Raw genomic sequence first — 22,827 nt, 5'->3', positions numbered from 1 at the left:
CCAATTAAGCTACGTAGCAGATAATCTCGCCACCAAGACCAGCCTGGCGAGCTGCACGATCGGTCATAACACCTTTAGAGGTAGAAATAACAGCGATACCCATACCGGCCATAACTTTTGGCAGCTCATCTTTTTTCTTGTAGATGCGCAGACCTGGACGGCTGATACGTTGAATGCTTTCTACCACTGCCTTGCCCTGGAAGTACTTCAGTACTAATTCCAGTTCAGGTTTGGCGTCGCCTTCGATTTTAAATTCTTCAATATAGCCTTCTTCCTTCAGCACGTTGGCAATAGCCACTTTCAGCTTGGAGGAAGGCATGGTGACCGCAACTTTGTTCGCGGCTTGACCGTTACGGATACGGGTCAGCATATCCGCGATCGGATCTTGCATGCTCATCTGTCTTTACTCCCGTGATTCAATTGGTGACAATTACCAGCTAGCCTTCTTAAGACCCGGAATTTCTCCGCGCATAGCGGCTTCACGGACCTTAATACGGCTCAACCCGAACTTCCGCAGGAAAGCATGCGGACGACCAGTTTGACGGCAGCGGTTACGCTGACGAGACGGGCTGGAATCACGCGGCAGAGACTGCAGCTTAAGAACTGCATCCCAACGATCTTCGTCGGATGAGTTCACACCAGAGATAATAGCTTTCAATTCCTCGCGTTTAGCGCGGTATTTATCAGCCAGTTTTACGCGAACGACTTCGCGTGCTTTCATGGATTGCTTAGCCATTAGTAACCCTGCCTTACTTGCGGAACGGGAAGTTAAAGGCTGTCAGCAATGCACGGCCTTCATCATCGGATTTCGCAGTAGTGGTGATAGTAATATCTAAACCACGAACGCGATCGACTTTATCATAATCGATTTCCGGGAAGATGATCTGTTCACGCACGCCCATGCTGTAGTTACCACGACCATCGAAAGACTTAGCAGACAAGCCGCGGAAGTCACGAATACGTGGAACAGCAATGGAGACCAGACGCTCAAAGAACTCCCACATGCGTTCGCCGCGGAGGGTTACTTTACAGCCGATCGGATAGCCCTGACGGATTTTGAAGCCTGCAACTGATTTGCGTGCTTTGGTGATCAGCGGTTTTTGACCGGAGATTGCTGCCAGGTCAGCTGCTGCGTTATCCAGCAGTTTCTTGTCAGCGATCGCTTCACCAACACCCATGTTCAGGGTGATCTTCTCGACCCGAGGGACTTGCATGACAGAATTGTAACCAAACTCAGCCATGAGTTTTTTTACGACATCGTCTTTGTAGTAATCATGCAGTTTCGCCATCGTACTACTCCAAATTACTTGATAGTTTCGCTGTTAGATTTGAAGAAACGGACTTTTTTGCCGTCTTCGAATCTAAAGCCTACACGGTCCGCCTTGCCAGTTGCCGTGTTGAAGAGAGCAACGTTAGAAACCGGAATTGCAGCTTCTTTTTCAACGATGCCACCTGGTTGGTTCAGGGCCGGTACAGGCTTCTGATGTTTCTTAACCAGGTTGATACCTTCAACAATGACCTTGCCAGAAGACAGGACATTTTTTACTTTACCGCGCTTACCTTTATCTTTACCGGTAAGCAGGATAACTTCGTCATCGCGACGGATTTTCGCTGCCATGGTTCGCTCCTTAGAGTACTTCTGGTGCCAGAGAGATAATTTTCATGAACTTCTCATTACGCAGTTCACGAGTTACCGGCCCAAAAATACGCGTGCCGATTGGCTGCTCGCTGTTATTGTTTAAAATAACGCATGCATTACCATCGAAGCGAATGACAGAACCGTCCGGGCGACGAACACCCTTCTTGGTGCGCACCACTACCGCCTTCAGCACATCGCCTTTCTTCACCTTACCGCGAGGAATTGCTTCCTTGATGGTAATTTTGATGATGTCGCCGACGCCTGCGTAGCGACGGTGCGAGCCACCTAGAACCTTGATACACATTACGCGACGTGCACCGGAGTTGTCGGCCACGGTCAGCATAGTCTGTTCTTGGATCATGTTAGTGCTCCGCTAATGTCAACTACAACTTTAGGACCCAGGATAGGTCGTTAAGAAATCCCCACAATATGAGGGCGCGGCATTATAACACCGGTTCCCGATTATGGGTAGAAAAAATAAACGGCCCACGTTCATGAGCCGTTTATCTATTTTTGAGAGGCGCTACTGTATTACAGAATCGCTTTCTCTACAACGCGAACCAAGGTCCAAGACTTAGTCTTAGACAGTGGACGGCATTCGCTGATTTCCACAACGTCGCCGATACCACATTCATTGTTCTCGTCATGTACGTGCAATTTGGTCGTACGTTTGATGAATTTACCGTAAATCGGGTGTTTCACCACACGTTCAATCGCAACAACAATGGATTTTTCCATTTTGTCACTGATTACACGACCCTGCAGAGTACGGATCTTGTCAGTCATTACGCACCCGCCTTTTCAGTCAGTAAAGTTTTCACACGTGCAACATCACGACGCACTTGCTTCAACAGGTGTGTTTGCTGCAACTGACCGCTTGCCGTTTGCATGCGCAGGTTAAACTGCTCACGCAAAAGGTTCAGCAACTCAGTGTTCAGCTCTTCCACGCTTTTTTCGCGCAGCTCTTGTGCTTTCATTACATCACCGTCTTAGTTACAAAGGTGGTTTTGATAGGCAGTTTGGCTGCTGCCAGCTGGAAGGCTTCACGAGCCAGCTCTTCAGGCACACCGTCCATTTCGTACAGGACTTTACCAGGCTGGATCAAAGCAACCCAATACTCTACGTTGCCTTTACCTTTACCCATACGAACTTCGAGCGGTTTCTCGGTGATCGGTTTGTCCGGGAATACTCGGATCCAGATCTTACCTTGACGCTTAACTGCACGGGTCATCGCACGACGTGCTGCTTCAATTTGACGAGCAGTCAGACGACCACGGCCAACAGCTTTCAGACCGTAAGTGCCGAAGCTCACATCCGTACCTTGCGCAAGACCACGGTTGCGGCCCTTGTGCACCTTACGGAATTTTGTACGCTTTGGTTGTAACATCAGCGACTCTCCTTACTTGCGGCCTTTACGCTGCTGCTTTTTAGGTTGAGCAGCCGGTTCCGGTTGTTCAACTGCAGCCATACCACCCAGGATCTCACCTTTGAAGATCCATACCTTAACGCCGATTACACCGTAAGTGGTGTGCGCTTCAGATGTGTTGTAATCGATATCCGCACGCAGAGTGTGCAACGGAACACGACCTTCACGGTACCATTCAGTACGCGCGATTTCAGCACCGCCAAGACGGCCGCTTACTTCAACTTTGATACCTTTAGCGCCAAGACGCATTGCGTTCTGTACTGCACGCTTCATAGCACGACGGAACATAACACGACGTTCCAGCTGTGAAGTGATGCTGTCAGCAACCAATTTTGCGTCCAGTTCCGGTTTACGGACTTCGGCGATGTTAATCTGCGCAGGAACGCCAGCGATATCCGCTACGACCTTACGCAGTTTTTCGACATCTTCGCCTTTCTTGCCGATAACGATGCCAGGACGAGCTGTGTGAATAGTCACACGGATGCTCTTCGCTGGACGCTCGATAACGATGCGAGAAACGGAAGCTTTCGCCAATTCCTTAGTCAGGAACTGACGAACTTTAAAGTCGCCGTCCAGGTTGTCAGCGAAATCTTTGGTATTTGCATACCAAGTAGAGTTCCAAGGTTTGACAATACCCAGTCGAATACCATTAGGATGTACTTTCTGACCCATTGCTAGTCTCCAGAGTCTCAGCGATCGGACACAACCACAGTAATGTGGCTGGTGCGCTTCAGAATGCGATCTGCACGACCTTTAGCACGCGGCATAATGCGCTTCATGCTTGGGCCTTCGTCTACGAAAATCTTCGTGACTTTCAGATCATCGATGTCAGCGCCATCGTTGTGTTCTGCGTTAGCAATGGCAGACTCCAGTACCTTCTTAACCAGACCAGCAGCTTTCTTGTTGGTGTAGGCCAGAGTTTCCAGAGCTTGCGACACTTTCTTACCGCGAATCAGGTCAGCAACAAGGCGAACCTTCTGAGCAGAAGAACGAGCGTGGCGATGTTTAGCGATAGTTTCCATCTCTTCCTCCTACCTTAGCGCTTTTTAGCTTTTTTATCAGCCGCATGGCCGCGATAAGTACGAGTCGGCGCGAATTCACCCAGTTTGTGACCGACCATTTCGTCGGAAACAAATACTGGTACGTGCTGACGACCATTATGGACAGCGATGGTCAAACCGATCATGTTAGGAAAGATCGTTGAACGACGGGACCAAGTGCGCAAAGGCTTCTTGTCACCGCTTTCCACCGCTTTCTCTACCTTCTTCAGCAAGTGCAGGTCAATAAAAGGACCTTTCTTGAGAGAACGTGGCATGGCTTATCCTCTAATTATTTTTTGCTACGGCGACGTACAATGAATTTATCAGTACGCTTGTTGCTACGGGTCTTCTTACCTTTGGTTTGAACGCCCCACGGAGTTACCGGGTGCTTACCAAAGTTACGACCTTCACCACCACCGTGTGGGTGATCGACTGGGTTCATCGCAGTACCGCGAACGGTAGGACGAATACCACGCCAACGAGCAGCACCTGCTTTACCCAGAACGCGAAGCATGTGTTCAGAGTTACCGACTTCACCTAAGGTGGCGCGGCAATCGATCTGAACTTTACGCATTTCGCCAGAGCGCAGACGCAGAGTTACGTAGGAACCGTCACGAGCAACGATCTGAACGTAGGCACCGGCTGAACGAGCCATCTGGCCGCCTTTACCTGGTTTCATTTCTACGTTGTGAACCGTTGAACCTACTGGGATGTTGCGCATAGGCAGGGCGTTACCTGTCTTGATTGCAGCATCAACACCAGATTGGATCTGGTCACCCACTTTCAGGCCTTTCGGCGCCAGGATATAACGGCGTTCGCCGTCTTTGTACAGAACCAGCGCGATGTTCGCGGAACGGTTCGGATCGTACTCCAGACGCTCAACCACTGCAGCGATACCATCTTTGTTGCGTTTGAAGTCAACCAGACGATAATGCTGTTTGTGGCCACCACCGATATGACGGGTGGTGATACGGCCATTGTTGTTACGGCCACCGCTTTTGCTCAGTTTTTCAAGCAGCGGAGCATAAGGTTTACCCTTGTGCAGCTCAGGGTTAACCACTTTAACAACGTGGCGACGACCCGGAGATGTAGGTTTACATTTAACAATTGCCATTGTTCTTACTCCTCCGACTTACTCAGCGCCGCTGATGAAGTCCAGATTCTGGCCTTCTTTCAGGGTTACGTAAGCTTTTTTCCAGTCGCTACGACGACCAACACGCTGACCGTGACGTTTAACTTTGCCTTTAACCAGCAAGGTGTTCACATCTTCGACTTCGACTTCAAACAGTTTCGAAACCGCAGCTTTGATTTCCGCTTTAGTCGCGTCTTTGGCAACTTTGAGAACGATGGTGTTGTTCTTTTCCATCGCAGTAGACGCTTTTTCAGAAACGTGCGGCGCGCGCAGCACTTTCAGCAGACGTTCTTCACGAATCATGCCAGCATCTCCTCAACTTGCTTCACAGCGTCAGCAGTCATAACTACTTTGTCGAAGGCGATCAGGCTTACTGGATCGATACCTGCTACATCACGAACGTCAACCTTGTACAGGTTACGTGCGGCCAGGAACAGATTCTCGTCGACTTCGCCAGTTACAATCAGCACGTCTTCCAGAGCCATGTCTTTCAGTTTCTGTGCCAGCAGCTTAGTTTTAGGCGCTTCTACAGAGAACGTCTCGACAACGATCAAACGATCTTGACGTACCAGTTCGGACAGGATGCTTTTCAGCGCGCCGCGGTACATCTTTTTATTTACTTTTTGACTGTGGTCCTGTGGCTTTGCAGCGAAGGTTACACCACCGGAACGCCAGATCGGGCTCTTTACAGAACCTGAACGCGCACGGCCAGTACCTTTCTGACGCCAAGGTTTTTTACCGGAACCGGTTACTTCAGCACGGGTCTTCTGAGCGCGAGTACCTTGACGGGCACCTGCTGCATAAGCAACAACGACCTGGTGTACCAGCGCTTCATTGAAATCACGCCCGAAGGTAGTTTCGGAAACAGTCAGCGCGCTCTGCGCGTCTTTCACTACTAATTCCATTCCTATCTCCTCGACGTTAAGCCTTAACAGCAGGTTTAACGATCAGGTTGCCACCGGTAGCACCCGGAACAGCACCCTTGACCAGCAGCAGGTTGCGCTCAGCGTCAACACGTACTACGTCCAGGCTTTGAACGGTTACACGCTCGTTACCCAGTTGGCCTGCCATTTTCTTGCCTTTGAACACTTTGCCCGGAGTCTGGTTCTGACCGATAGAACCCGGAACACGGTGAGACAAGGAGTTACCGTGGGTAGCGTCTTGGGTACGGAAATTCCAGCGCTTAACTGTGCCAGCAAAACCTTTACCTTTAGAAGTACCGGTAACATCAACTTTCTTAACGTCTGCGAAAATTTCAACGCTAATGTTCTGACCTGCAGTGAACTCTTCACCTTCTGCAAGGCGGAATTCCCACAGACCGCGGCCAGCTTCTACGCCAGCTTTAGCGAAGTGACCCGCTTCTGGTTTGGTTACACGGTTAGCTTTTTTGCTACCAGTAGTAACCTGCACAGCGCGGTAACCGTCGTTGTCCAGGTCTTTGACCTGAGTAACGCGGTTTGCTTCAATTTCGATAACGGTTACAGGGATAGAAACGCCATCTTCAGTGAAGATACGAGTCATACCCACTTTCTTACCGACTAAACCAATCATTGTTTCAACCTCTCAATCGCTCAATGACCCTGATTAACCCAGGCTGATCTGCACGTCTACACCAGCAGCCAGATCCAGACGCATCAGAGCATCAACGGTTTTCTCGGTTGGCTCAACGATGTCAACCAGACGCTTGTGAGTGCGAATCTCATACTGATCGCGCGCATCTTTATTGACGTGCGGAGAAATCAGAATGGTAAAGCGCTCTTTGCGGGTCGGCAGCGGGATTGGACCACGAACTTGCGCACCAGTGCGCTTCGCAGTCTCAACGATTTCCGCAGTTGATTGATCGATCAGACGATGATCAAACGCTTTCAGGCGGATACGGATTCTTTGGTTCTGCATGAGACCAGAGCTCCAATTATTTTAAACGTAAATGATTACTCCTCAAACCCATTTCGATTGATGGGAGAGTGTAATCGTTCTTCACATAACCCCCATATCGGGAGTATTGTTGACCGGCAAGTAAACTTATCGGCCAGCTGATTCTCAATGAATCAGACCTACCAAGATTAGGTAAGCCCGCGCATTATACTTAAACACCAGCAAGAAGCAATCCGAACCACAAAGAAAATGCTTTTATTTTGCGCTCTTCTCTTCTTGTTGCTGTTCCTGCATTGCCTTATTCAACCAGTCCTGCAATGGCATGTCCGGGCTCTTTTCTTCTAACGCCATGTTTTGACTGTCATCACTTTCATCTGCCGCGGCGTCTTCAGGAACTTCATTTTCCATAGTTGACGTTTCTGCCGGGTCTTCAGCCTCAGCGGGCATTTCATCTTCAGGCGTTGCATTGTCATCTATAGAGGCGGTTTGGTTCACTGCCGGCAGCGTCCTGTTCTTATAGATATAGTGCAAAGGGGATTGTTTATACGGAAGGCGGGAGACTTCGCTGACGGCTACCCGATGGCTTTTCCAGTTGAGGTAAGTCAGGTGGAGATAGGAACCCGCCAGCCCGCCCAGAACCAAACAAATGCTACTAAACACCAGGCAGTAAAAACTTTTCCTGAGCGAACGACGGACAGCTACCTTCACCTTTTGTTTGTTCAAGTGGCTTGTGTAAGCCGATAAGTGGATGTTTTGCATTTTTAACCTAGAGATCTTCTTTTGTAATCAGCCCAGGCATGTTGCCGGTACGTTTAGCGATTTGCATCAGGGTGCCTTTACCTACCCTTCCATCAACAACCAGATCTTCCCGTTGCTGGAATGTTTTGATTTTTCCGATCAAATCGTTATCCCACCGCCCCGTTTTACTGAATGGCAGGTTAAGTATCTTGCTGAGGGTCATATCCAGCCAGGCGGTATCCGCTTCGGAGCTGGTATTGTTGATGACGCTCTTCCCGCTCGGTGTCTGGGGTATTAACTGGATATATTCGCCGGCCCACACGCTATCGAACCAGCTGCGCTGGACCGTCCACGTATCGCCTTTAATGAGAATATCTAACGACTCATCTGTCACTTTCACCACGGTAGCGTAAACAGTCTGCCCATCAACAGTAATCGGACTCAGCCAGGGGATCCCTTCTTCCGTTAAGGTATCGAGTATGGCCGTGCCCTTCTTGCAGGTAAGCTGTGCCCGTGCAGCCTGATCACAAAACGCATCATCTGGGGAAACGTCATACCCCCATACCTGGAAGAGCTGACGCATGCCATGACGCTCATTACTGCCAACATCATTAAGTGTTTTCGCCCCTGCCGGGATTTCATGCAGTTTTTCAGAAAGGGTTAATGGCATCGGGAGATAGGGTTTTGCATAGTTGAAATAAGTCCACCCCAGAACGCCGCCAAAAAGCATGTAGCAGGCGATCAGCAGCGTGAGGCATTTTTTTCTGCCCGGCTTCAATCCACGAGCCTCAATACAGAGCTTCATCTGCCGGTAGGTGACTGACGGTGTTTTTTCTGCATAAGCACTGTTAAGCGAATCCGCCGCCAGTTCATTAATCAGTTGGATCCGTCCCCCCGAAGCATTCTGCAGCAGTCTGGCCACCGGCCCGTGGATCGGGACCGGATCTTCTCCGGCTGTTTGCAACCGCTGTGACAGATATTCGGTGGTTTCGGCAAAGCTCATTGGAAGCAGATGATAATCCGTATGCGGAAGCAGCTTCTGTCGGCGCTTACCCTCACGGGTACTCCCCTTGCGTTCTTCCACTAGCAGGAACGAGACGCGGGAAGATTGCGGATAGCTTTTGAATGTTTTCAAAAATTCATAGCTTTCTACAGACAGATTTTCAGCATTGTCCACAACAACCAGCCAGGGCTGAGCCGAATCCGTATTTTGGTCAAAAGATTCTGCAATGCGCAGAGGCAGAATCGACGCTGGCAACGTTCTCCATTTTTTCAAATGAAAACAGCATGCTAACAACTGCCCCAGGCTTTCACTGTCGGCGCCATTCACCGACGCGGCACTTAAGCTCAGGATCTGGCGTTGGCTCTGTCTGGCAATTTCATGAGCCAGACGCGTTTTCCCAACACCTTTATTTCCACTGATAATCGCAATACCGCCCTGGTTTAACTTCTGCAGAATAAAATCCTGAGCGGCCAACAAACGTATATTATTGAAATAATTACCGTCCCCAAAAGGGTGGGTAATAAATTTAAAGTAATCACAGTACATGCCAATTTCCATAACCATTTACACATTCGATGAATGTTGATAAATACAAGAACCCGAAAGAGGAGTCAGTCTGAAAATCAAGAAACACAACCTCATTCATATTGAACATGTATTAATGTGCATCAATGTTTTTCTGCGTATAATATAGCCTAATATGTAACCCACAGGAATAATGAAAGTGCAAAGGAATGATTCAACGCATGTATGCCATCAAGATTAAAGGGTATTGGCCAAAGGTATCATTGAAGATGGCAATATTTATCGCAATTATATTCACCTGTGCAATGATTTGTTGCTCAAGCATATTCATGCTGGCGATGAATGACAGCACAAAGAATGAGGCGTTGCACCCGCCGTCTCAACGTGGACAAACCATGACAAATATACCCGGTACGCTTTTCGAGAATCGAAAAAAACCTGAGATAAAACAGCCCGCGCGACCTGCTGTGGAGAACGTTAAACTGCCGTTGTTCCTCAAAGGCGTACTGGCAAGCAGCGACAGCAGGCGCTCTCTGGCTATACTGCAAGGCCCTTCAGGTCAGCACACTTATCGCGAAGGCGAGAAAATTGCTGATTTGGGAAATGCCTACCTCCAGTCAGTCAAACCTGATGAGGTATTAATACGCACCCCCAAGGGAATAGCAGCTTTATACCTTAATGATAAATTAAGAGATAGTAAACCTGCTGAACCGAGGAATAAAAAGGTAAAAATAGAACATGCAAAATACTTAATGCATTATTTAGTTGCCAATCCCATATACAAAGATGAGAAACTTACAGGTTATAGGTTTAATCCCAGAACGGGCAGTACTATTTATCTTAGAACGAGACTTATTCCTGATGAGGTTGTCACGAAAATAAACGGACAAGCTCTCGACGACATCACAACCGCAGAAAAATACATTGAACAACTGGAAAGTCTGAGAGATGTACAACTTACCGTTCTGAGAGAGAATCAACTTCAGAATATCTATATAAATTTAGCCACTATCGAAACATCGTTGGATACAGAAAGTCATGAAGAAGTTCATTAACCCTCTCTTAGTAAAGGCATGCATATTATTTGCTACCCTTCCGGGGATTGTCCATGCGGAAGAATTTACTGCGAGCTTTAAGGGCACGGATATTAAAGAGTTTATTGATACGGTCAGCAGGAATCTCAATAAAACTATCCTTATCGATCCGTCCGTGCAGGGGACTGTTTCTGTCAAAAGCTATGATGTTTTAAATGAAGAGCAGTACTACCAGTTCTTTCTGAGTGTTCTGGATGTCTATGGTTTTGCAGTGGTTCCTATGGATAACGGACTGCTTAAAGTTGTACGTTCCGCCAATGCCAAGATGTCAGGCGTCCCCGTAGCGGACAAAAACCGACCGGGAAAGGGAGATGAGATCGTCACCCGCGTGGTGACACTTCGTAATGTGCCGGTCCGGGAATTGGCTCCTTTGCTTCGCCAGATGAATGACAGTACCGGTGTGGGCAATGTCGTTCACTACGAACCCTCGAATGTTTTGCTGCTCACCGGCCGTGCGTCTGTGGTCAACCGTCTTATTGATCTGGTCGAACGCGTTGACACGATGGGCGATCAGCAGAGACAGACCATCAAACTCAAATATGCCTCTGCGCCCGAAATGGCCGAGATGATGAACAACCTGGTTCGTGAGGAATCCAAAGGGCAATCGTCGTCCATATTACAAGCCAAAATCGTCGCGGATGAGAGAACCAATACCTTAATCATCAGCGGACCAGAAAGCGTGCGCAGCCGCGCAGCAAAACTGGTGAGTCAGCTGGATAAAGACCAGTCATCTCAGGGCAACACGCGTGTTTTCTATCTGAAATATGCCAAAGCGGAGAAAATCGTTCCCGTGCTGACCGGCATCACTCAGGAAATGCAAGAAGGCAAAACGACTCAGTCTTCGAGCGCCTCTAATAAGCCGATGAGCATCACCGCAGATGAACAAACCAATTCCATTGTGATTACGGCTCAGCAGGATGTCATGCAGTCACTCGAGCAGGTCATCACCAAACTTGATATCCGCCGTGCGCAGGTCTTAGTCGAAGCCATTATTGTTGAAGTACAGGATGGTAACGGACTCAATCTGGGGATCCAATGGAGCAACGACAAGTTTGGCGGAACACAATTCACCGGCACCGGCGCGCCGATATCAACGGTTGCGTCAGGCGTACGTCAGTACAAAAAAGACGGCGTTATCAGCAGTGATAACCCGCTCAGCAGCACCCTGCAAACCTTCAACGGCATGACGGCAGGTTTCTTCAGCGGCGACTGGAATGTCTTAATGACCGCGTTATCCACCAGCAATAAAAACGACATTCTTGCCACGCCAAGCATTGTCACACTCGATAATAAAGAAGCCTCGTTCAATGTCGGTCAGGAAGTCCCTTCCCTCTCGGGTTCGCAAACCACAGCCGGCGACAACATCTATAGCAGTGTGGTTTACAAAACCGTCGGTACCAAATTGAAAGTCACGCCGCAGATTAACGAAGGTGATTCGGTTCTGATGGAAATCGAACAGGAAGTATCCAGTGTCGATACCTCAACCAATTCATCGCTGGGTCCGACCTTCAATACCCGCACCATTTCCAACGCCGTGCTGGTTCGCACCGGGGAAACCGTCGTGCTTGGCGGCTTGCTGGATGACAGTACCAAAGAAACCAAATCCAAAGTGCCGCTGCTGGGTGACATTCCATGGGTCGGTAATTTGTTCCGCTATACCAGCACGGAATCAGCAAAACGTAACCTGATGGTGTTTATCCGGCCGACCATTATTCGTGATGATGAGGTGTATTCTTCGATTTCCAATAAGAAATACTCCCATTTCCAAAAGCTGCAGAAAAAACGGCAGGATGAGGATCATCAGGATCTGCTCACACCAAATACTCGTTCTGTTTTACCGGATTATCCGGAAAATCCTGCGCCCAAAACGTCCATTTCGGCTGCGCCAGATGACGGCAGACCTCGTAACCCGTTTAGCGGATAAGCCATGAACAGGGACAACGAATTGCAACAGACCCCGGAACCAGAACAGATCACCCCTGTTCTGCCGTACGCCTATGCCAAACAAAAGGGCATTACGCTGGTTGATAACGTGCTTTTTTGCCGCCAGGACATCTCGGTGGAAACGCTGCTTGAAGCACGTCGTGTCCTGGGGGAAATCACGGCAATTGAAATCGTGGAGACTCCCCTTTTCGATGAAAAGTTATCGGCTACCTACCAGCGGAGCAGCGGAGCCTCTCAGCAAATTATTGATGACCTTGATAATGAAGTCGACCTTCTGTCCTTGTCTGAAGATCTGCCGGATAACGAAGACTTGCTGGCCAGCGACGAAAACTCACCGATTATCCGTCTGATTAATGCGGTGCTCTCCGAAGCGGTAAAAGAAGGGGCTTCAGATATTCATATCGAAACCTTCGAACGCATGCTTAGCATCCGGTTCCGGATCGATGGCGTCTTGCGTCAGATCCTGCAGCCGGCCCGCAAGCTGGCTCCGTTTCTGGTATCCCGTATCAAGGTCATGGCAAAACTGGATATCGCCGAAAAGCGGTTACCTCAGGACGGGCGCATTTCGTTGCGTATCGGTCACCGTGCAATTGATATTCGCGTGTCGACAATCCCGGCTCAATACGGTGAGCGTGTGGTAATGCGTCTGCTGGATAAAAATAATTTATGCCTTGATATCCCGCAACTTGGCCTTTCTCCGCAGGATGAGCAACAGCTCACCGCATTAATCCATAAACCTCATGGCATCATTCTGGTCACCGGTCCGACCGGTTCCGGTAAAAGTACGACGCTCTATGCGGTGCTCTCTGCACTGAACAATAACGAGCGCAACATTCTTACCGTAGAAGACCCGATCGAGTATGAACTGGAAGGTGTGGGCCAGACTCAGGTTAACCCGCGCGTGGAAATGACCTTTGCTCTCGGACTGCGGGCAATTTTACGTCAGGATCCGGATGTGGTGATGGTCGGTGAGATCCGCGACAACGAAACCGCTCAGATTGCCGTACAGGCGTCACTGACCGGCCATCTGGTCATGTCAACGTTGCACACCAACAGTGCCGTCGGTGCCATTACCCGTCTGCGTGATATGGGACTGGAGCCTTTCCTCCTCGCCTCGTCGTTGCTGGGGGTGGTAGCTCAGCGTCTTGTTCGGCGTCTGTGTCCACATTGTGCTCAGCCAGCGCCGCTGGATATCTCCCATATTCCTTTGTTCCACTTTTTACCTGAACCACCGGTCGCCGTGTTTAAAGCCGTGGGATGCGCACAGTGTCATTTTACGGGTTACAAGGGCCGGGCAGCGATACACGAGTGCATGGTTGTCGATAATGCCATCCGCCAGGCCATTCATGAAAATCAGGATGAATTTTCCATTGAGAATATTCATCGCAAAACAGCCCGAAGCCTGCGGGAAAATGGTCTGCTTAAAACCATCAGCGGCGAAACAACGCTGGAAGAAGTCATCAGGGTCACTGCGGAACATGAGATGACGACAGGGAGCCCTGTCTGATGAGCCGCTTCTCCTTCCATGCCACCTCCGTGGCGGGCAAGACGCAACGTGGCGTAATAGAAGCCGACAATCTTCGTCAGGCACGCCAGATGGTGCGGGAGCGGGGTTTAACGCTGCTCGACATAAAGCAGGTCGGCAACTCGCTGACAGCCAGCAAGATGAAAAGCAAAGGTTTAAAAACCCGCGTCCCTTCTCATGCGGTCTCCTTGTTTTCACGTCAGCTTGCGACATTAACCAACGCAGCCCTGCCCGTTGAGGCAGCCCTGGCAGTTATCGCCCGACAAACAGAGCACGCCGGACTCACGCAGGTACTCACCGCCATTCGTCACAAAGTGGTGGAAGGACATACGCTTGCCGATGCGCTGGCTGATTTCCCGCGCATCTTTGACCCGATGTTCAGAACGCTGGTCACCGCCGGGGAACGCACCGGACAACTCGGGTCCGTGCTGGAAAAAATGGCGGATTATTATGAAATCCGGCAACAGATCAAAAGCAAACTGTCGCAGGCTATGATCTATCCGGCGATGCTGACGATCGTCGCCATCCTGGTAATTATTATTTTACTGGTGGCCGTCGTCCCGCAAATCATCGAACAGTTTGTTCATATGAAGCATACGTTGCCCATCACAACCCGCATTTTAATCGGCATCAGCGGATTCCTCGAACGGACGTGGTGGTTATTAGCCATTGGGATATTTGCGACAATCGCTGCTGCGAAACTGGTTCTCCGCCGTAAAAACAACCTTATGCGTTTTCATACAGCGTTGCTCAGTGTTGCCGTTTTCGGGCCGCTGATCAGGGCGATAAACAGTGCGCGTTATGCCCGTACACTCAGCATCCTGCAATCAAGTGGTGTCCCTTTACTGGACGCGATGAAAATCTCGACAGAAGGGATAACCAACCTGCGTATCCACTCTCTGCTTGTACAGGCGGCAGAAAATGTCCGTCAGGGCAGCTCGCTGTTTGCCGTGCTGGAACAAACACGCCTCTTCCCGCCCATGATGCTGTACATGATTGCTTCCGGCGAACAAAGCGGACGCCTCGGGGAGCTCATGGCGCACGCCGCAGACAATCAGGACAAGCTGATGCAACACCGGCTCTCCATGGCCTTAGCTCTGTTTGAACCCCTTTTGATCGTCACAATGGCGAGCATCGTTTTGTTCATCATCATGTCGATTTTACAACCCATCCTCCAGCTCAATAACCTGGTCAGTTAAAGGAATAAACCCATGTCAGACATTTCAAAAAATCTTCCGGTGACGGATAAAAAACAACAAGGCTTCACCTTAATGGAGCTGATGGTGGTCATCGTCATTCTCGGCGTTCTGGCCGCTCTGGTTGTTCCCAATGTTATGGGGAATAAAGAGCGGGCCGATACGCAGAAAGCCGTCAGCGATATCGTCGCTCTCGAGAACGCGCTCGACATGTATAAGCTGGATAACCACCGCTATCCGACAACAGAACAGACACTGGATGCGCTGGTAACCTTACCTAAGCTTAGCCCGGTGCCTGCGAATTACCGCAACGACGGCTACATCAAACGCTTACCTGCCGATCCGTGGGGCAACGAATATATGCTGCTCAGCCCGGGTGAACATGGTGCTATCGATGTCTTCTCCGCCGGACCGGACAGTGAACCGAACACGGCAGATGACATTAAAAACTGGGTTGAGAAGGATCAATAACCTTGTCTGCTGCTAAACAATCCGGCTTTACGCTACTGGAAATCCTGATGGTACTGGCGATCTTCGCCATTGCCGCGGGGGTAGTTGTCATGGTTTTACCTTCTGACAACGCCCAACTCCAGCGCGCTGAGAAAATGAAAGCGATGATGGAATATGCTTCTGAGCGTGCCGTGTTAGAAGGAAAACCCCTTGGGCTTTCTTTGACGGGCAGCGCCTACCGGTTTGTTATTTTGGGTAACGCGCTGCCGTTAATTCCTGACGCCAGCGAGCCGCAGTGGGCAGAGATGGATTCTGCCCGTATGCCGCTCACGGGTGAATTTACGCAAGAAGAAACCCTTTCCCTGACTCCGATGCCGCTCAACAAATCTGTCAGCCGTCCACCACAGATTGTTTTTATGCCCGACGGCACGCTTTCAGTATTTGAACTTAGCTACGCCCCTTCAGCGTCTGAACCGGCCTGTTGCAGCATCATTTCAGAAGGCCGATTGCCTCTGATTTTCACTGTCAAAAGGCCTGAAAAATAATGTGCATCCCGGTAAAACCCGACGCTAAAAATCAGCAAGGAATGACTCTGCTTGAGGTGATCATCGCACTCGCTATTTTCGCCACTGCCGCGCTGGCATTGCTGAACAGTATGAGTTCGCAGATGCGTGCAGCAGAGCATTTCCGCACCAGCCTTTTTGGCAGCTGGGTCGCCGAAAATACGCTGGCAGAAGCGCAGATCAAATCCGGAAAGAAAACAAAAGAACCCGTCACACTGGCGGGTCAGGAGTGGTTTGTTGAGCAACAGCAACTCACTGATCGGGATAATAAAATTCGCCAGAATCGTGTTCTGGTTAAGCAATCTGAAGATGCCCGATCACCGCTCCTTTCCGTCAGCAGCTGGGCTCAGATATCGGCAGACAAGCCATGAGTAAAAACCGCACAGCCCGGCAGCAAGGCTTTACGCTGATAGAAGTCATGATTGCGATGGCGATATTTTCCCTGCTCAGCTTACTGGCCTATCAGATCCTCTCGGCATCAGTGAAAAACAGCGAAATAGCACAGGAACATACTGCGCGACTCAACGAAATCCAGACGGCGTTTTCACTGCTGGAGCGTGACCTGATCCAGGTATTGCCAAGGCAAACGGAGGAAGAAGAGGCGTACTTATCCGCGACGGAGACCTCACTGCGTTTTACCACCCTGGGAAGTTATCCGGCAGCAACCCCCTTATCTGCCATCGATTTATCCCGGGTTGATTGGGCCATAATCGATCATGCGTTGAAGCGCAGCGCGAGCGCCCTGCCTTCCGCCCCTTTACCGGATGCCGCACCGCTCACTCCCGTGACCATGTTGACCGGCGTACGCACGTTGCACTGGCGTTTCTTTTCTGCCGGCTGGGCTGACAAATGGGATCAAACCACCACGTTTCCTGCCGCTATCGAACTCGTTGTCACGCTGGATGATATGGGTGAAATACGCCGTTTGTTCCTCCTGCCTGCCGCACTTGAGGATACAAAGGCGAATACCGATGACAAAGCGCCGGAGCAAACAGATCCCACTTCGGCAACGCCGGTTCCGATGAGCGGGGAGGCGCTTCAACAATGAATAAGCAACAAGGTGTGGCGTTGCTGATCGTGTTAATGATCCTGGCGATCATGGCGGCATTAGCCGCGAAAATGACGCTGCAATTTCAGGTCAGCCAGCAACGTCAGAGCTGGTTACTCAACCAGCAGCAGTTGCGCTGGCTGACCCTTGCCGCAGAAGAAATTGCCTTGCCCCGGCTTCGGAAAGAGCTGACCGAAAACGCATATAACAACAACCTGGATCAGTTTTCCATGCAGGAAGGGACGTTCATCGCACCAGACGGTTTCTCTGTAAACTATATTGTCACCGATGGTCAAAACTGCTTCAACCTCAATAGTCTGCGCAATAACGAACCTGACACGAAGCTTGAGGACGAACCCTACAATACGCAGATATTGAAACAACTGCTGCTCGATGCACAGGCAACTTCCGTCGAAATTGACCGGTTCACCGACAGCCTCAGTGATTATCTTGATACAGATAACGACACCCGTACCGCCGGTGCCGAATCCGAGTATTACGAAACCCTGACGCCACCACGGGCTGCGGCTAACCAACGCCTTTTCTCCATGAATGAACTGGCTTTACTGCCAGACCTGCCTCTTTCGCCCCTGACGCGGATCCGCACTCAGCTTTGCGCGCTTCCGGAAGAGTCTCAGCAAATCAATGTCAATACGCTGACCGAAGCGCAGGCTCCCCTGCTGAGCGCCTTATTTCTTGGCGGAATTAATCAGGATGATGCAATGAAATTAATCGCCGTACGGCCACGCAGAGGCTGGGTCTCTGTCGATGCTTTTCTGAAAGAGGTTAAAAAACAAAAGCTGACTCTCGACGTGCAAACCGGGGATTTGAAACCGCTGCTGACAGTGCGCAGCCAGTATTTCGTTCTGCACACACAGGGTCACTTTGAAGAACAGCAAAACACCATGAGCAGTTATGCGCACTTCAATCCAGAAGATTCAAAAATCACAATTTATCAGCGACGCTATCGGGTAATTGAGTAAATGGAACACCGTCAACCGGCCAACAGGCTGTTTATCAGAGCAGGCAGCACGCCAGAACGCTCACTTAACTGGTTCACTGAGCTGGCAGAAAATGATGAGGATATTCATCTTTTACCAGACGCTGAGCATTTATCAGAACTGGCCGCACAACCGTCGGCACAGAACGTTTCTCTGCTTATCCCCGCCAGTGAAGTCATTTTTCGTCAGGTCACAGTGCCACAACGTGCGGGTAAAAATACCCGGCAGATGATTGCCTGGCAGACAGAAGAAAGCATTGCCACAGATGTGGATACCTTGCATTGGGTTGAGTTATACCGTCAGGAGCAAACACTGTATGCCGCCGGTATTGAAGTCGATTTTTTACGGAACTGGATACACCGTTTTCGTGATGCCGGCCTGACAGTCAGGCACGTTTATATAGATGCGTTACTGCTCCCTCTGCCTGAGGAAGGCTGGTCGGCCGCCCGTCTTGACCATCAATGGCTGCTCCGGCAGTCAGAATATTCGGGGTGTCTGGTCGAACAAGTATTACTTGATACGTTGCTGGCTATCGCAATGCCTGAAGTAGTGCACTATTACGGGCATGATCAGGAGATTCCTCCTGACTGGGTTCACGCAGAAGCGCCTTCCGACCCGCTGATTGTGATGAAAAATAATTGTCCATCCGCCGTGAATCTTCTTCAGGGCGAATTTGCCGTGCGCGAGGAAGATCCCGCCTGGGGCCGTCATCTGCAACGGATAGCGGCAGGTATGGTGATATTCACGCTGGTACTCATTCTCGGCAGTAAACTTTTCACATGGTGGCAGGTGTCGCAGCAAGAATCCGCGCTGAAAAACCAGATGCTGACCCTGCATCAAAGCGCGTTCCCTCAGGACAAGCACACCCGCAACCTGAAATTCTATTTTGAACAAAACATGAAAAAAACGCCCACAGCCTTTCTGCCTGCGCTGGCAAAACTCACGGCTTATCAGGGACAAGTCCCGCAAATCGCCATCGATAAATTGGATTTCCAGCAGAAAACGAATCAGTTCACATTGCAGATCACGACCGATAACCGTGTGGCGATTGATGATTTTCTCAAAATTACCGCCAATGATTTTCACTTTGCTGTTTCCAACCTCACGACATCGGCAACAGGCGTGACTGCCACGCTGACTCAGCGGAGTAAATCATGAAACAGTGGTTGATGCTTAAAAGCGAAAGTGAAAGACGGCTGATACTGATCGCAGCCTGCCTGTTATTGATGGCTTTTATCTGGTTTGGTTTGTTAACCCCCCTCGATAATCAAATCGCCAAATCCCGGGTCATGGTCAACACCCAGCGTAACCAGCTGGAATGGATGGTGAAGCAAACTCAACGGCTTGGTGCACCTGCCGGAAAGAGAACGAGTAAGGAAAAGCTGACGGAAGCGATCAACACCTCAGCGGCCGGTTTATCCCTGCAAATGCCAAAAACGACACAGAATGAACAGGGCGTCACCTTCAGCGTGGGACAAATTCCTTACTCCACCCTGCTGCGCTGGCTTGAAATCCTCAACAAGGAATATGGCATTCAGGTCGTGGCCATCACGATAGTGACCGGTGGTGGACAATCCGGAAATGTCAGTGTTCCACAACTCACACTGCGTTAACGGGCAGATGACCTCACCAGGAAATTTTCATATGATTGTTGGCTGGCAGCAAATGGACTACATCACACCTTTGTCAGGTGGGTTTTATTACACCAGTGTCGCTATTTTCGGCTTGCTGTTGGGCAGCTTTCTCAACGTCGTCGTTTATCGCTTACCGTTGATGATTCAGCATGATGGCCAACAGGGTGAATGTGGCTTTAACCTGAGCCTTCCCGCATCGCACTGTCCGGCCTGTAAACACCCGCTGCAATACTGGCAAAATATTCCGGTGCTGAGCTGGTTGCTGTTACGCGGAAAATGCCATTATTGCGCAGCCCCGATCGCGAAAAGATATCCACTGACGGAAGCCGGTTGTGCCGTCATGTTTCTGGGTCTCTCCTTTCTGTTTACCACACCACTGAGCCTGTTGAGTGCATTATTGCTGTTCTGGTTTCTTCTCGCCCTGAGCCTGATTGATCTGGCGACTTACCTGCTCCCGGATCGCCTGACCCTTCCCCTGCTCTGGGCAGGATTATTGATTCATTCGATTTCCGGTGAGGTAACACTTCAGGATGCATTATATGGCGCGGTCGCAGGCTATCTGGTGCTTTGGGTTTTGTACTGGGGAGTCAAAATCGTCAGTGGAAAAGAAGGGATGGGATACGGCGATTTCAAACTGCTGGCGGCGCTTGGCGCCTGGGTGGGCTGGCAGATGTTGCCGTATTTGTGCATTCTCGCCGCGCTTACGGGGATCGTTTTTGCACTGGTGCGTGTGGGCCTTTATAAGATGTCAGAGCAAATCCCTTTCGGTCCTTGTCTGGCATTGGCTGGTGCGCTGGTGTACATCAGCCAGGAGAGCAGAACCATCTGGCTGATGTTTAGTTAACGCAGCAAAAATTACTGGGATTCTTCTTTGAGCTGAGACTGAATGTAATTCTGGATACCGATACGACCGATCAATTCCAGTTCAGTTTCCAGCCAGTCAATGTGATGTTCTTCATCGGCCAGAATAGTAATCATTAAATCGCGGCTGACGTAATCATGCACCGAGTCTGCGTAAGCAATGCCTTCGCGTAAGTCTTTCGCACCTTCCAGTTCCAGAAGCAAATCAGACTTCAGCATTTCCTCAACATCTTCACCGATATTGAGTTTTCCGAGATCCTGCAAATTAGGAAGGCCTTCCAGGAACAGGATCCGCTCAATATAGATATCGGCATGCTTCATTTCATCGATGGATTCATGATATTCGATACCGTTGAGGCGCATCAGCCCCCAGTTTTTAAACATACGGGCATGCAAAAAATACTGATTGATGGCAACCAGTTCATTTCCAAGAAGTTTATTGAGGTGTGCAATGACTTTTTTATCGCCTTTCATAGGTAACTCCTCCGTTCCGGTATCTAAAGCGTAGATCCGGTTCAGAGTAAGTCAAAGAAAACACCTACTTTTTAGCGATGTATTTTCAGGCGATATTGTCGAATTGGGGTATTTGTTGTAATTCGTCTTCCATTATCTGCCGCGCGGCACGGACACACTTACCGCACTGCGTGCCCACCGGAACAAAATTTCTGAGCTGCTGAAACGTCTGGGGCTGATAACGACGAACTGCCTGCCGTATCGTTTTATCACTGACACTGTTGCATAAACACACGTACATAGAGACCACACTTCGAACAAAACCTGACCTAACTGTAAATGAGAATGGTTATTATTGCAAATGCAGTTTGCATACTTCTGAGAACAAATTTCAGGCAATAAAAAAGGGTGCCGAAGCACCCTTTTTATTTTGCAAAAATTATCAGCGATTAAGCGATAACTTTAGCAACAACACCAGCGCCTACAGTACGGCCGCCTTCACGGATTGCGAAACGCAGACCGTCATCCATCGCGATTGGGTGGATCAGGGTAACAACCATGTTCACGTTGTCACCAGGCATTACCATCTCAACGCCTTCTGGCAGTTCGATAGTACCGGTCACGTCAGTTGTACGGAAGTAGAACTGTGGACGGTAGCCTTTGAAGAATGGAGTATGACGACCACCTTCATCTTTGCTCAGGATGTACACTTCAGAATCAAACTTGGTGTGTGGTTTGATTGAACCTGGTTTAGCCAGAACCTGACCACGTTCGATGTCTTCACGTTTGATACCACGCAGCAGAACACCAACGTTCTCACCAGCACGGCCTTCGTCCAGCAGTTTGCGGAACATTTCAACGCCAGTACAAGTAGACTTAACAGTGTCCTTGATACCAACGATTTCAACTTCTTCGCCAACTTTAACGATACCGCGCTCTACACGACCGGTAACAACTGTACCACGACCGGAGATGGAGAATACGTCTTCGATTGGCAGCAGGAATGGCTTATCGATAGCACGCTCTGGCAATGGAATGTAGCTGTCCAGTGCTTCTGCCAGTTCGATGATTTTCGCTTCCCAATTTGCATCGCCTTCCAGTGCTTTCAGCGCTGAACCTTTGATGACCGGGATGTCGTCGCCTGGGAATTCGTAAGCAGACAGAAGTTCACGAACTTCCATTTCTACCAGTTCCAGCAGCTCTTCATCATCAACCATGTCGCATTTGTTCATGAACACGATCATGTATGGAACGCCAACCTGGCGACCCAGCAGGATGTGCTCACGAGTCTGAGGCATAGGGCCATCAGTTGCAGCAACAACCAGGATAGCGCCGTCCATCTGAGCAGCACCGGTGATCATGTTTTTCACGTAGTCGGCGTGCCCTGGGCAGTCAACGTGCGCGTAGTGACGAGTCGGGGTGTCATATTCAACGTGGGAAGTGTTGATGGTGATACCACGAGCTTTTTCTTCTGGTGCGTTATCGATCTGGTCGAATGCGCGTGCAGAACCGCCGTAGGTTTTAGCCAGAACGGTAGTGATTGCTGCAGTCAGGGTAGTTTTACCGTGGTCGACGTGGCCGATAGTACCAACGTTGACGTGCGGTTTGTTACGTTCAAATTTTTCTTTAGACACGGCTATATTCCTTACTCTTGTGCTCTCCCTTCATAGAGAGAGCACG

General features: G+C 49.8%; 33 protein-coding genes. 12 read left to right on the top strand and 21 right to left on the bottom strand.

Features of this window, described 5'->3' with window-relative positions; translation table 11 throughout:
* Positions 1–4: 4 nt before the first annotated feature.
* The 18 genes from rpsH to EDF78_RS11515 form a co-directional block, all read right to left on the bottom strand.
* The gene (gene rpsH, locus EDF78_RS11600; protein ID WP_013573697.1) at positions 5–397 is read right to left on the bottom strand and encodes a 30S ribosomal protein S8; all 393 of its coding nucleotides are present in this window, start codon (positions 395–397) and stop codon (positions 5–7) included.
* Between the two features lie 33 nt (positions 398–430).
* Positions 431–736 carry a 30S ribosomal protein S14 gene (rpsN, locus tag EDF78_RS11595; RefSeq protein WP_013573696.1) on the bottom strand — a complete coding sequence of 102 codons (306 nt, stop codon included), beginning with the start codon at positions 734–736 and terminating at the stop codon, positions 431–433.
* Positions 737–749: 13 nt separating this feature from the next.
* A complete protein-coding gene (gene rplE, locus EDF78_RS11590) occupies positions 750–1,289 on the bottom strand; it encodes a 50S ribosomal protein L5 (protein ID WP_013573695.1) in 540 nt (179 codons plus the stop codon).
* A gap of 14 nt (positions 1,290–1,303) precedes the next feature.
* Positions 1,304–1,618, bottom strand: coding sequence for a 50S ribosomal protein L24 (gene rplX, locus EDF78_RS11585; RefSeq protein ID WP_095923752.1), 315 nt, complete (start codon positions 1,616–1,618; stop codon positions 1,304–1,306).
* A 10-nt stretch (positions 1,619–1,628) separates the two neighbouring features.
* Complete coding sequence (gene rplN, locus EDF78_RS11580; protein ID WP_008457164.1) at positions 1,629–2,000, bottom strand: 50S ribosomal protein L14; 372 nt, start codon at positions 1,998–2,000, stop codon at positions 1,629–1,631.
* A gap of 170 nt (positions 2,001–2,170) precedes the next feature.
* Complete coding sequence (gene rpsQ, locus EDF78_RS11575) at positions 2,171–2,425, bottom strand: 30S ribosomal protein S17 (protein WP_014333604.1); 255 nt, start codon at positions 2,423–2,425, stop codon at positions 2,171–2,173.
* On the bottom strand, positions 2,425–2,616 hold the full coding sequence (gene rpmC, locus EDF78_RS11570; RefSeq protein WP_013573692.1) for a 50S ribosomal protein L29: 192 nt from the start codon (positions 2,614–2,616) through the stop codon (positions 2,425–2,427). Before rpmC ends, rpsQ begins: the two co-directional genes overlap by 1 nt.
* Complete coding sequence (gene rplP / locus EDF78_RS11565) at positions 2,616–3,026, bottom strand: 50S ribosomal protein L16 (protein ID WP_009639183.1); 411 nt, start codon at positions 3,024–3,026, stop codon at positions 2,616–2,618. Before rplP ends, rpmC begins: the two co-directional genes overlap by 1 nt.
* Before the next feature lie 12 nt (positions 3,027–3,038).
* The gene (rpsC, locus tag EDF78_RS11560) at positions 3,039–3,737 is read right to left on the bottom strand and encodes a 30S ribosomal protein S3 (RefSeq protein WP_013573691.1); all 699 of its coding nucleotides are present in this window, start codon (positions 3,735–3,737) and stop codon (positions 3,039–3,041) included.
* Between the two features lie 17 nt (positions 3,738–3,754).
* The gene (rplV, locus tag EDF78_RS11555) at positions 3,755–4,087 is read right to left on the bottom strand and encodes a 50S ribosomal protein L22 (RefSeq protein WP_004391423.1); all 333 of its coding nucleotides are present in this window, start codon (positions 4,085–4,087) and stop codon (positions 3,755–3,757) included.
* A 14-nt stretch (positions 4,088–4,101) separates the two neighbouring features.
* The gene (gene rpsS, locus EDF78_RS11550) at positions 4,102–4,380 is read right to left on the bottom strand and encodes a 30S ribosomal protein S19 (RefSeq protein ID WP_004929772.1); all 279 of its coding nucleotides are present in this window, start codon (positions 4,378–4,380) and stop codon (positions 4,102–4,104) included.
* Between the two features lie 14 nt (positions 4,381–4,394).
* A complete protein-coding gene (gene rplB / locus EDF78_RS11545; RefSeq protein ID WP_095923753.1) occupies positions 4,395–5,219 on the bottom strand; it encodes a 50S ribosomal protein L2 in 825 nt (274 codons plus the stop codon).
* A gap of 18 nt (positions 5,220–5,237) precedes the next feature.
* Positions 5,238–5,540 (bottom strand): 50S ribosomal protein L23, encoded by a 303-nt coding sequence (gene rplW / locus EDF78_RS11540; RefSeq protein WP_013573689.1) that lies wholly within the window; start codon positions 5,538–5,540, stop codon positions 5,238–5,240.
* Positions 5,537–6,142, bottom strand: coding sequence for a 50S ribosomal protein L4 (gene rplD / locus EDF78_RS11535; RefSeq protein ID WP_013573688.1), 606 nt, complete (start codon positions 6,140–6,142; stop codon positions 5,537–5,539). The genes rplW and rplD overlap by 4 nt, the downstream gene beginning before the upstream one ends.
* Before the next feature lie 16 nt (positions 6,143–6,158).
* Complete coding sequence (gene rplC, locus EDF78_RS11530) at positions 6,159–6,788, bottom strand: 50S ribosomal protein L3 (RefSeq protein WP_013573687.1); 630 nt, start codon at positions 6,786–6,788, stop codon at positions 6,159–6,161.
* Positions 6,789–6,821: 33 nt separating this feature from the next.
* Positions 6,822–7,133, bottom strand: coding sequence for a 30S ribosomal protein S10 (gene rpsJ / locus EDF78_RS11525; RefSeq protein ID WP_009639175.1), 312 nt, complete (start codon positions 7,131–7,133; stop codon positions 6,822–6,824).
* A gap of 234 nt (positions 7,134–7,367) precedes the next feature.
* The gene (locus EDF78_RS11520) at positions 7,368–7,871 is read right to left on the bottom strand and encodes a hypothetical protein (RefSeq protein ID WP_133823138.1); all 504 of its coding nucleotides are present in this window, start codon (positions 7,869–7,871) and stop codon (positions 7,368–7,370) included.
* 7 nt (positions 7,872–7,878) lie between these two features.
* A complete protein-coding gene (locus EDF78_RS11515; RefSeq protein WP_243839447.1) occupies positions 7,879–9,411 on the bottom strand; it encodes an ExeA family protein in 1,533 nt (510 codons plus the stop codon).
* Positions 9,412–9,599: 188 nt separating this feature from the next.
* Between EDF78_RS11515 and gspC the strand changes: the two genes are divergently transcribed.
* Genes gspC through EDF78_RS11455 form a run of 12 tightly spaced genes read left to right on the top strand, consistent with a single transcriptional unit; the run spans position 9,600 to position 20,677 of the window.
* A complete protein-coding gene (gene gspC / locus EDF78_RS11510) occupies positions 9,600–10,433 on the top strand; it encodes a type II secretion system protein GspC (RefSeq protein ID WP_133823137.1) in 834 nt (277 codons plus the stop codon).
* The gene (gspD, locus tag EDF78_RS11505) at positions 10,417–12,396 is read left to right on the top strand and encodes a type II secretion system secretin GspD (RefSeq protein ID WP_119825236.1); all 1,980 of its coding nucleotides are present in this window, start codon (positions 10,417–10,419) and stop codon (positions 12,394–12,396) included. The genes gspC and gspD overlap by 17 nt, the downstream gene beginning before the upstream one ends.
* Before the next feature lie 3 nt (positions 12,397–12,399).
* Positions 12,400–13,923 (top strand): type II secretion system ATPase GspE, encoded by a 1,524-nt coding sequence (gene gspE, locus EDF78_RS11500; protein WP_131693883.1) that lies wholly within the window; start codon positions 12,400–12,402, stop codon positions 13,921–13,923.
* Positions 13,923–15,140 (top strand): type II secretion system inner membrane protein GspF, encoded by a 1,218-nt coding sequence (gene gspF, locus EDF78_RS11495; RefSeq protein WP_133823136.1) that lies wholly within the window; start codon positions 13,923–13,925, stop codon positions 15,138–15,140. Before gspE ends, gspF begins: the two co-directional genes overlap by 1 nt.
* A 12-nt stretch (positions 15,141–15,152) precedes the next feature.
* Positions 15,153–15,608, top strand: a complete 456-nt coding sequence (gene gspG, locus EDF78_RS11490) for a type II secretion system major pseudopilin GspG (protein ID WP_133823135.1) — start codon at positions 15,153–15,155, stop codon at positions 15,606–15,608.
* A 2-nt stretch (positions 15,609–15,610) separates the two neighbouring features.
* Positions 15,611–16,132 carry a type II secretion system minor pseudopilin GspH gene (gene gspH, locus EDF78_RS11485; RefSeq protein ID WP_119825244.1) on the top strand — a complete coding sequence of 174 codons (522 nt, stop codon included), beginning with the start codon at positions 15,611–15,613 and terminating at the stop codon, positions 16,130–16,132.
* A complete protein-coding gene (gspI, locus tag EDF78_RS11480; protein ID WP_095923761.1) occupies positions 16,132–16,521 on the top strand; it encodes a type II secretion system minor pseudopilin GspI in 390 nt (129 codons plus the stop codon). The genes gspH and gspI overlap by 1 nt, the downstream gene beginning before the upstream one ends.
* Positions 16,518–17,198 (top strand): type II secretion system minor pseudopilin GspJ, encoded by a 681-nt coding sequence (gene gspJ, locus EDF78_RS11475; protein ID WP_133823134.1) that lies wholly within the window; start codon positions 16,518–16,520, stop codon positions 17,196–17,198. The genes gspI and gspJ overlap by 4 nt, the downstream gene beginning before the upstream one ends.
* A complete protein-coding gene (gene gspK, locus EDF78_RS11470; RefSeq protein WP_133823133.1) occupies positions 17,195–18,181 on the top strand; it encodes a type II secretion system minor pseudopilin GspK in 987 nt (328 codons plus the stop codon). Before gspJ ends, gspK begins: the two co-directional genes overlap by 4 nt.
* On the top strand, positions 18,182–19,357 hold the full coding sequence (gspL, locus tag EDF78_RS11465; protein ID WP_133823132.1) for a type II secretion system protein GspL: 1,176 nt from the start codon (positions 18,182–18,184) through the stop codon (positions 19,355–19,357).
* Positions 19,354–19,812 carry a type II secretion system protein GspM gene (gene gspM, locus EDF78_RS11460; RefSeq protein WP_095923765.1) on the top strand — a complete coding sequence of 153 codons (459 nt, stop codon included), beginning with the start codon at positions 19,354–19,356 and terminating at the stop codon, positions 19,810–19,812. The genes gspL and gspM overlap by 4 nt, the downstream gene beginning before the upstream one ends.
* 31 nt (positions 19,813–19,843) lie before the next feature.
* Positions 19,844–20,677, top strand: coding sequence for an A24 family peptidase (locus EDF78_RS11455; protein WP_133823131.1), 834 nt, complete (start codon positions 19,844–19,846; stop codon positions 20,675–20,677).
* Between the two features lie 11 nt (positions 20,678–20,688).
* Here the strand turns inward: EDF78_RS11455 and bfr are convergent, their stop codons facing one another.
* The 3 genes from bfr to tuf form a co-directional block, all read right to left on the bottom strand.
* Positions 20,689–21,168 carry a bacterioferritin gene (gene bfr, locus EDF78_RS11450; RefSeq protein ID WP_014333589.1) on the bottom strand — a complete coding sequence of 160 codons (480 nt, stop codon included), beginning with the start codon at positions 21,166–21,168 and terminating at the stop codon, positions 20,689–20,691.
* An 85-nt stretch (positions 21,169–21,253) separates the two neighbouring features.
* Positions 21,254–21,448: a bacterioferritin-associated ferredoxin gene (gene bfd, locus EDF78_RS11445; RefSeq protein WP_133823130.1), complete on the bottom strand. Its 195-nt coding sequence runs from the start codon at positions 21,446–21,448 to the stop codon at positions 21,254–21,256.
* A gap of 148 nt (positions 21,449–21,596) precedes the next feature.
* Complete coding sequence (gene tuf / locus EDF78_RS11440) at positions 21,597–22,781, bottom strand: elongation factor Tu (RefSeq protein ID WP_095923767.1); 1,185 nt, start codon at positions 22,779–22,781, stop codon at positions 21,597–21,599.
* Between the last annotated feature and the right edge of the window lie 46 nt (positions 22,782–22,827).

This window comes from Rahnella sp. BIGb0236 (assembly GCF_004364755.1).
GTDB lineage: Bacteria > Pseudomonadota > Gammaproteobacteria > Enterobacterales > Enterobacteriaceae > Rahnella > Rahnella victoriana.
Note: the sequence above shows the minus strand (reverse complement) of the source record. Positions and strands in the feature narration are given on the sequence as shown.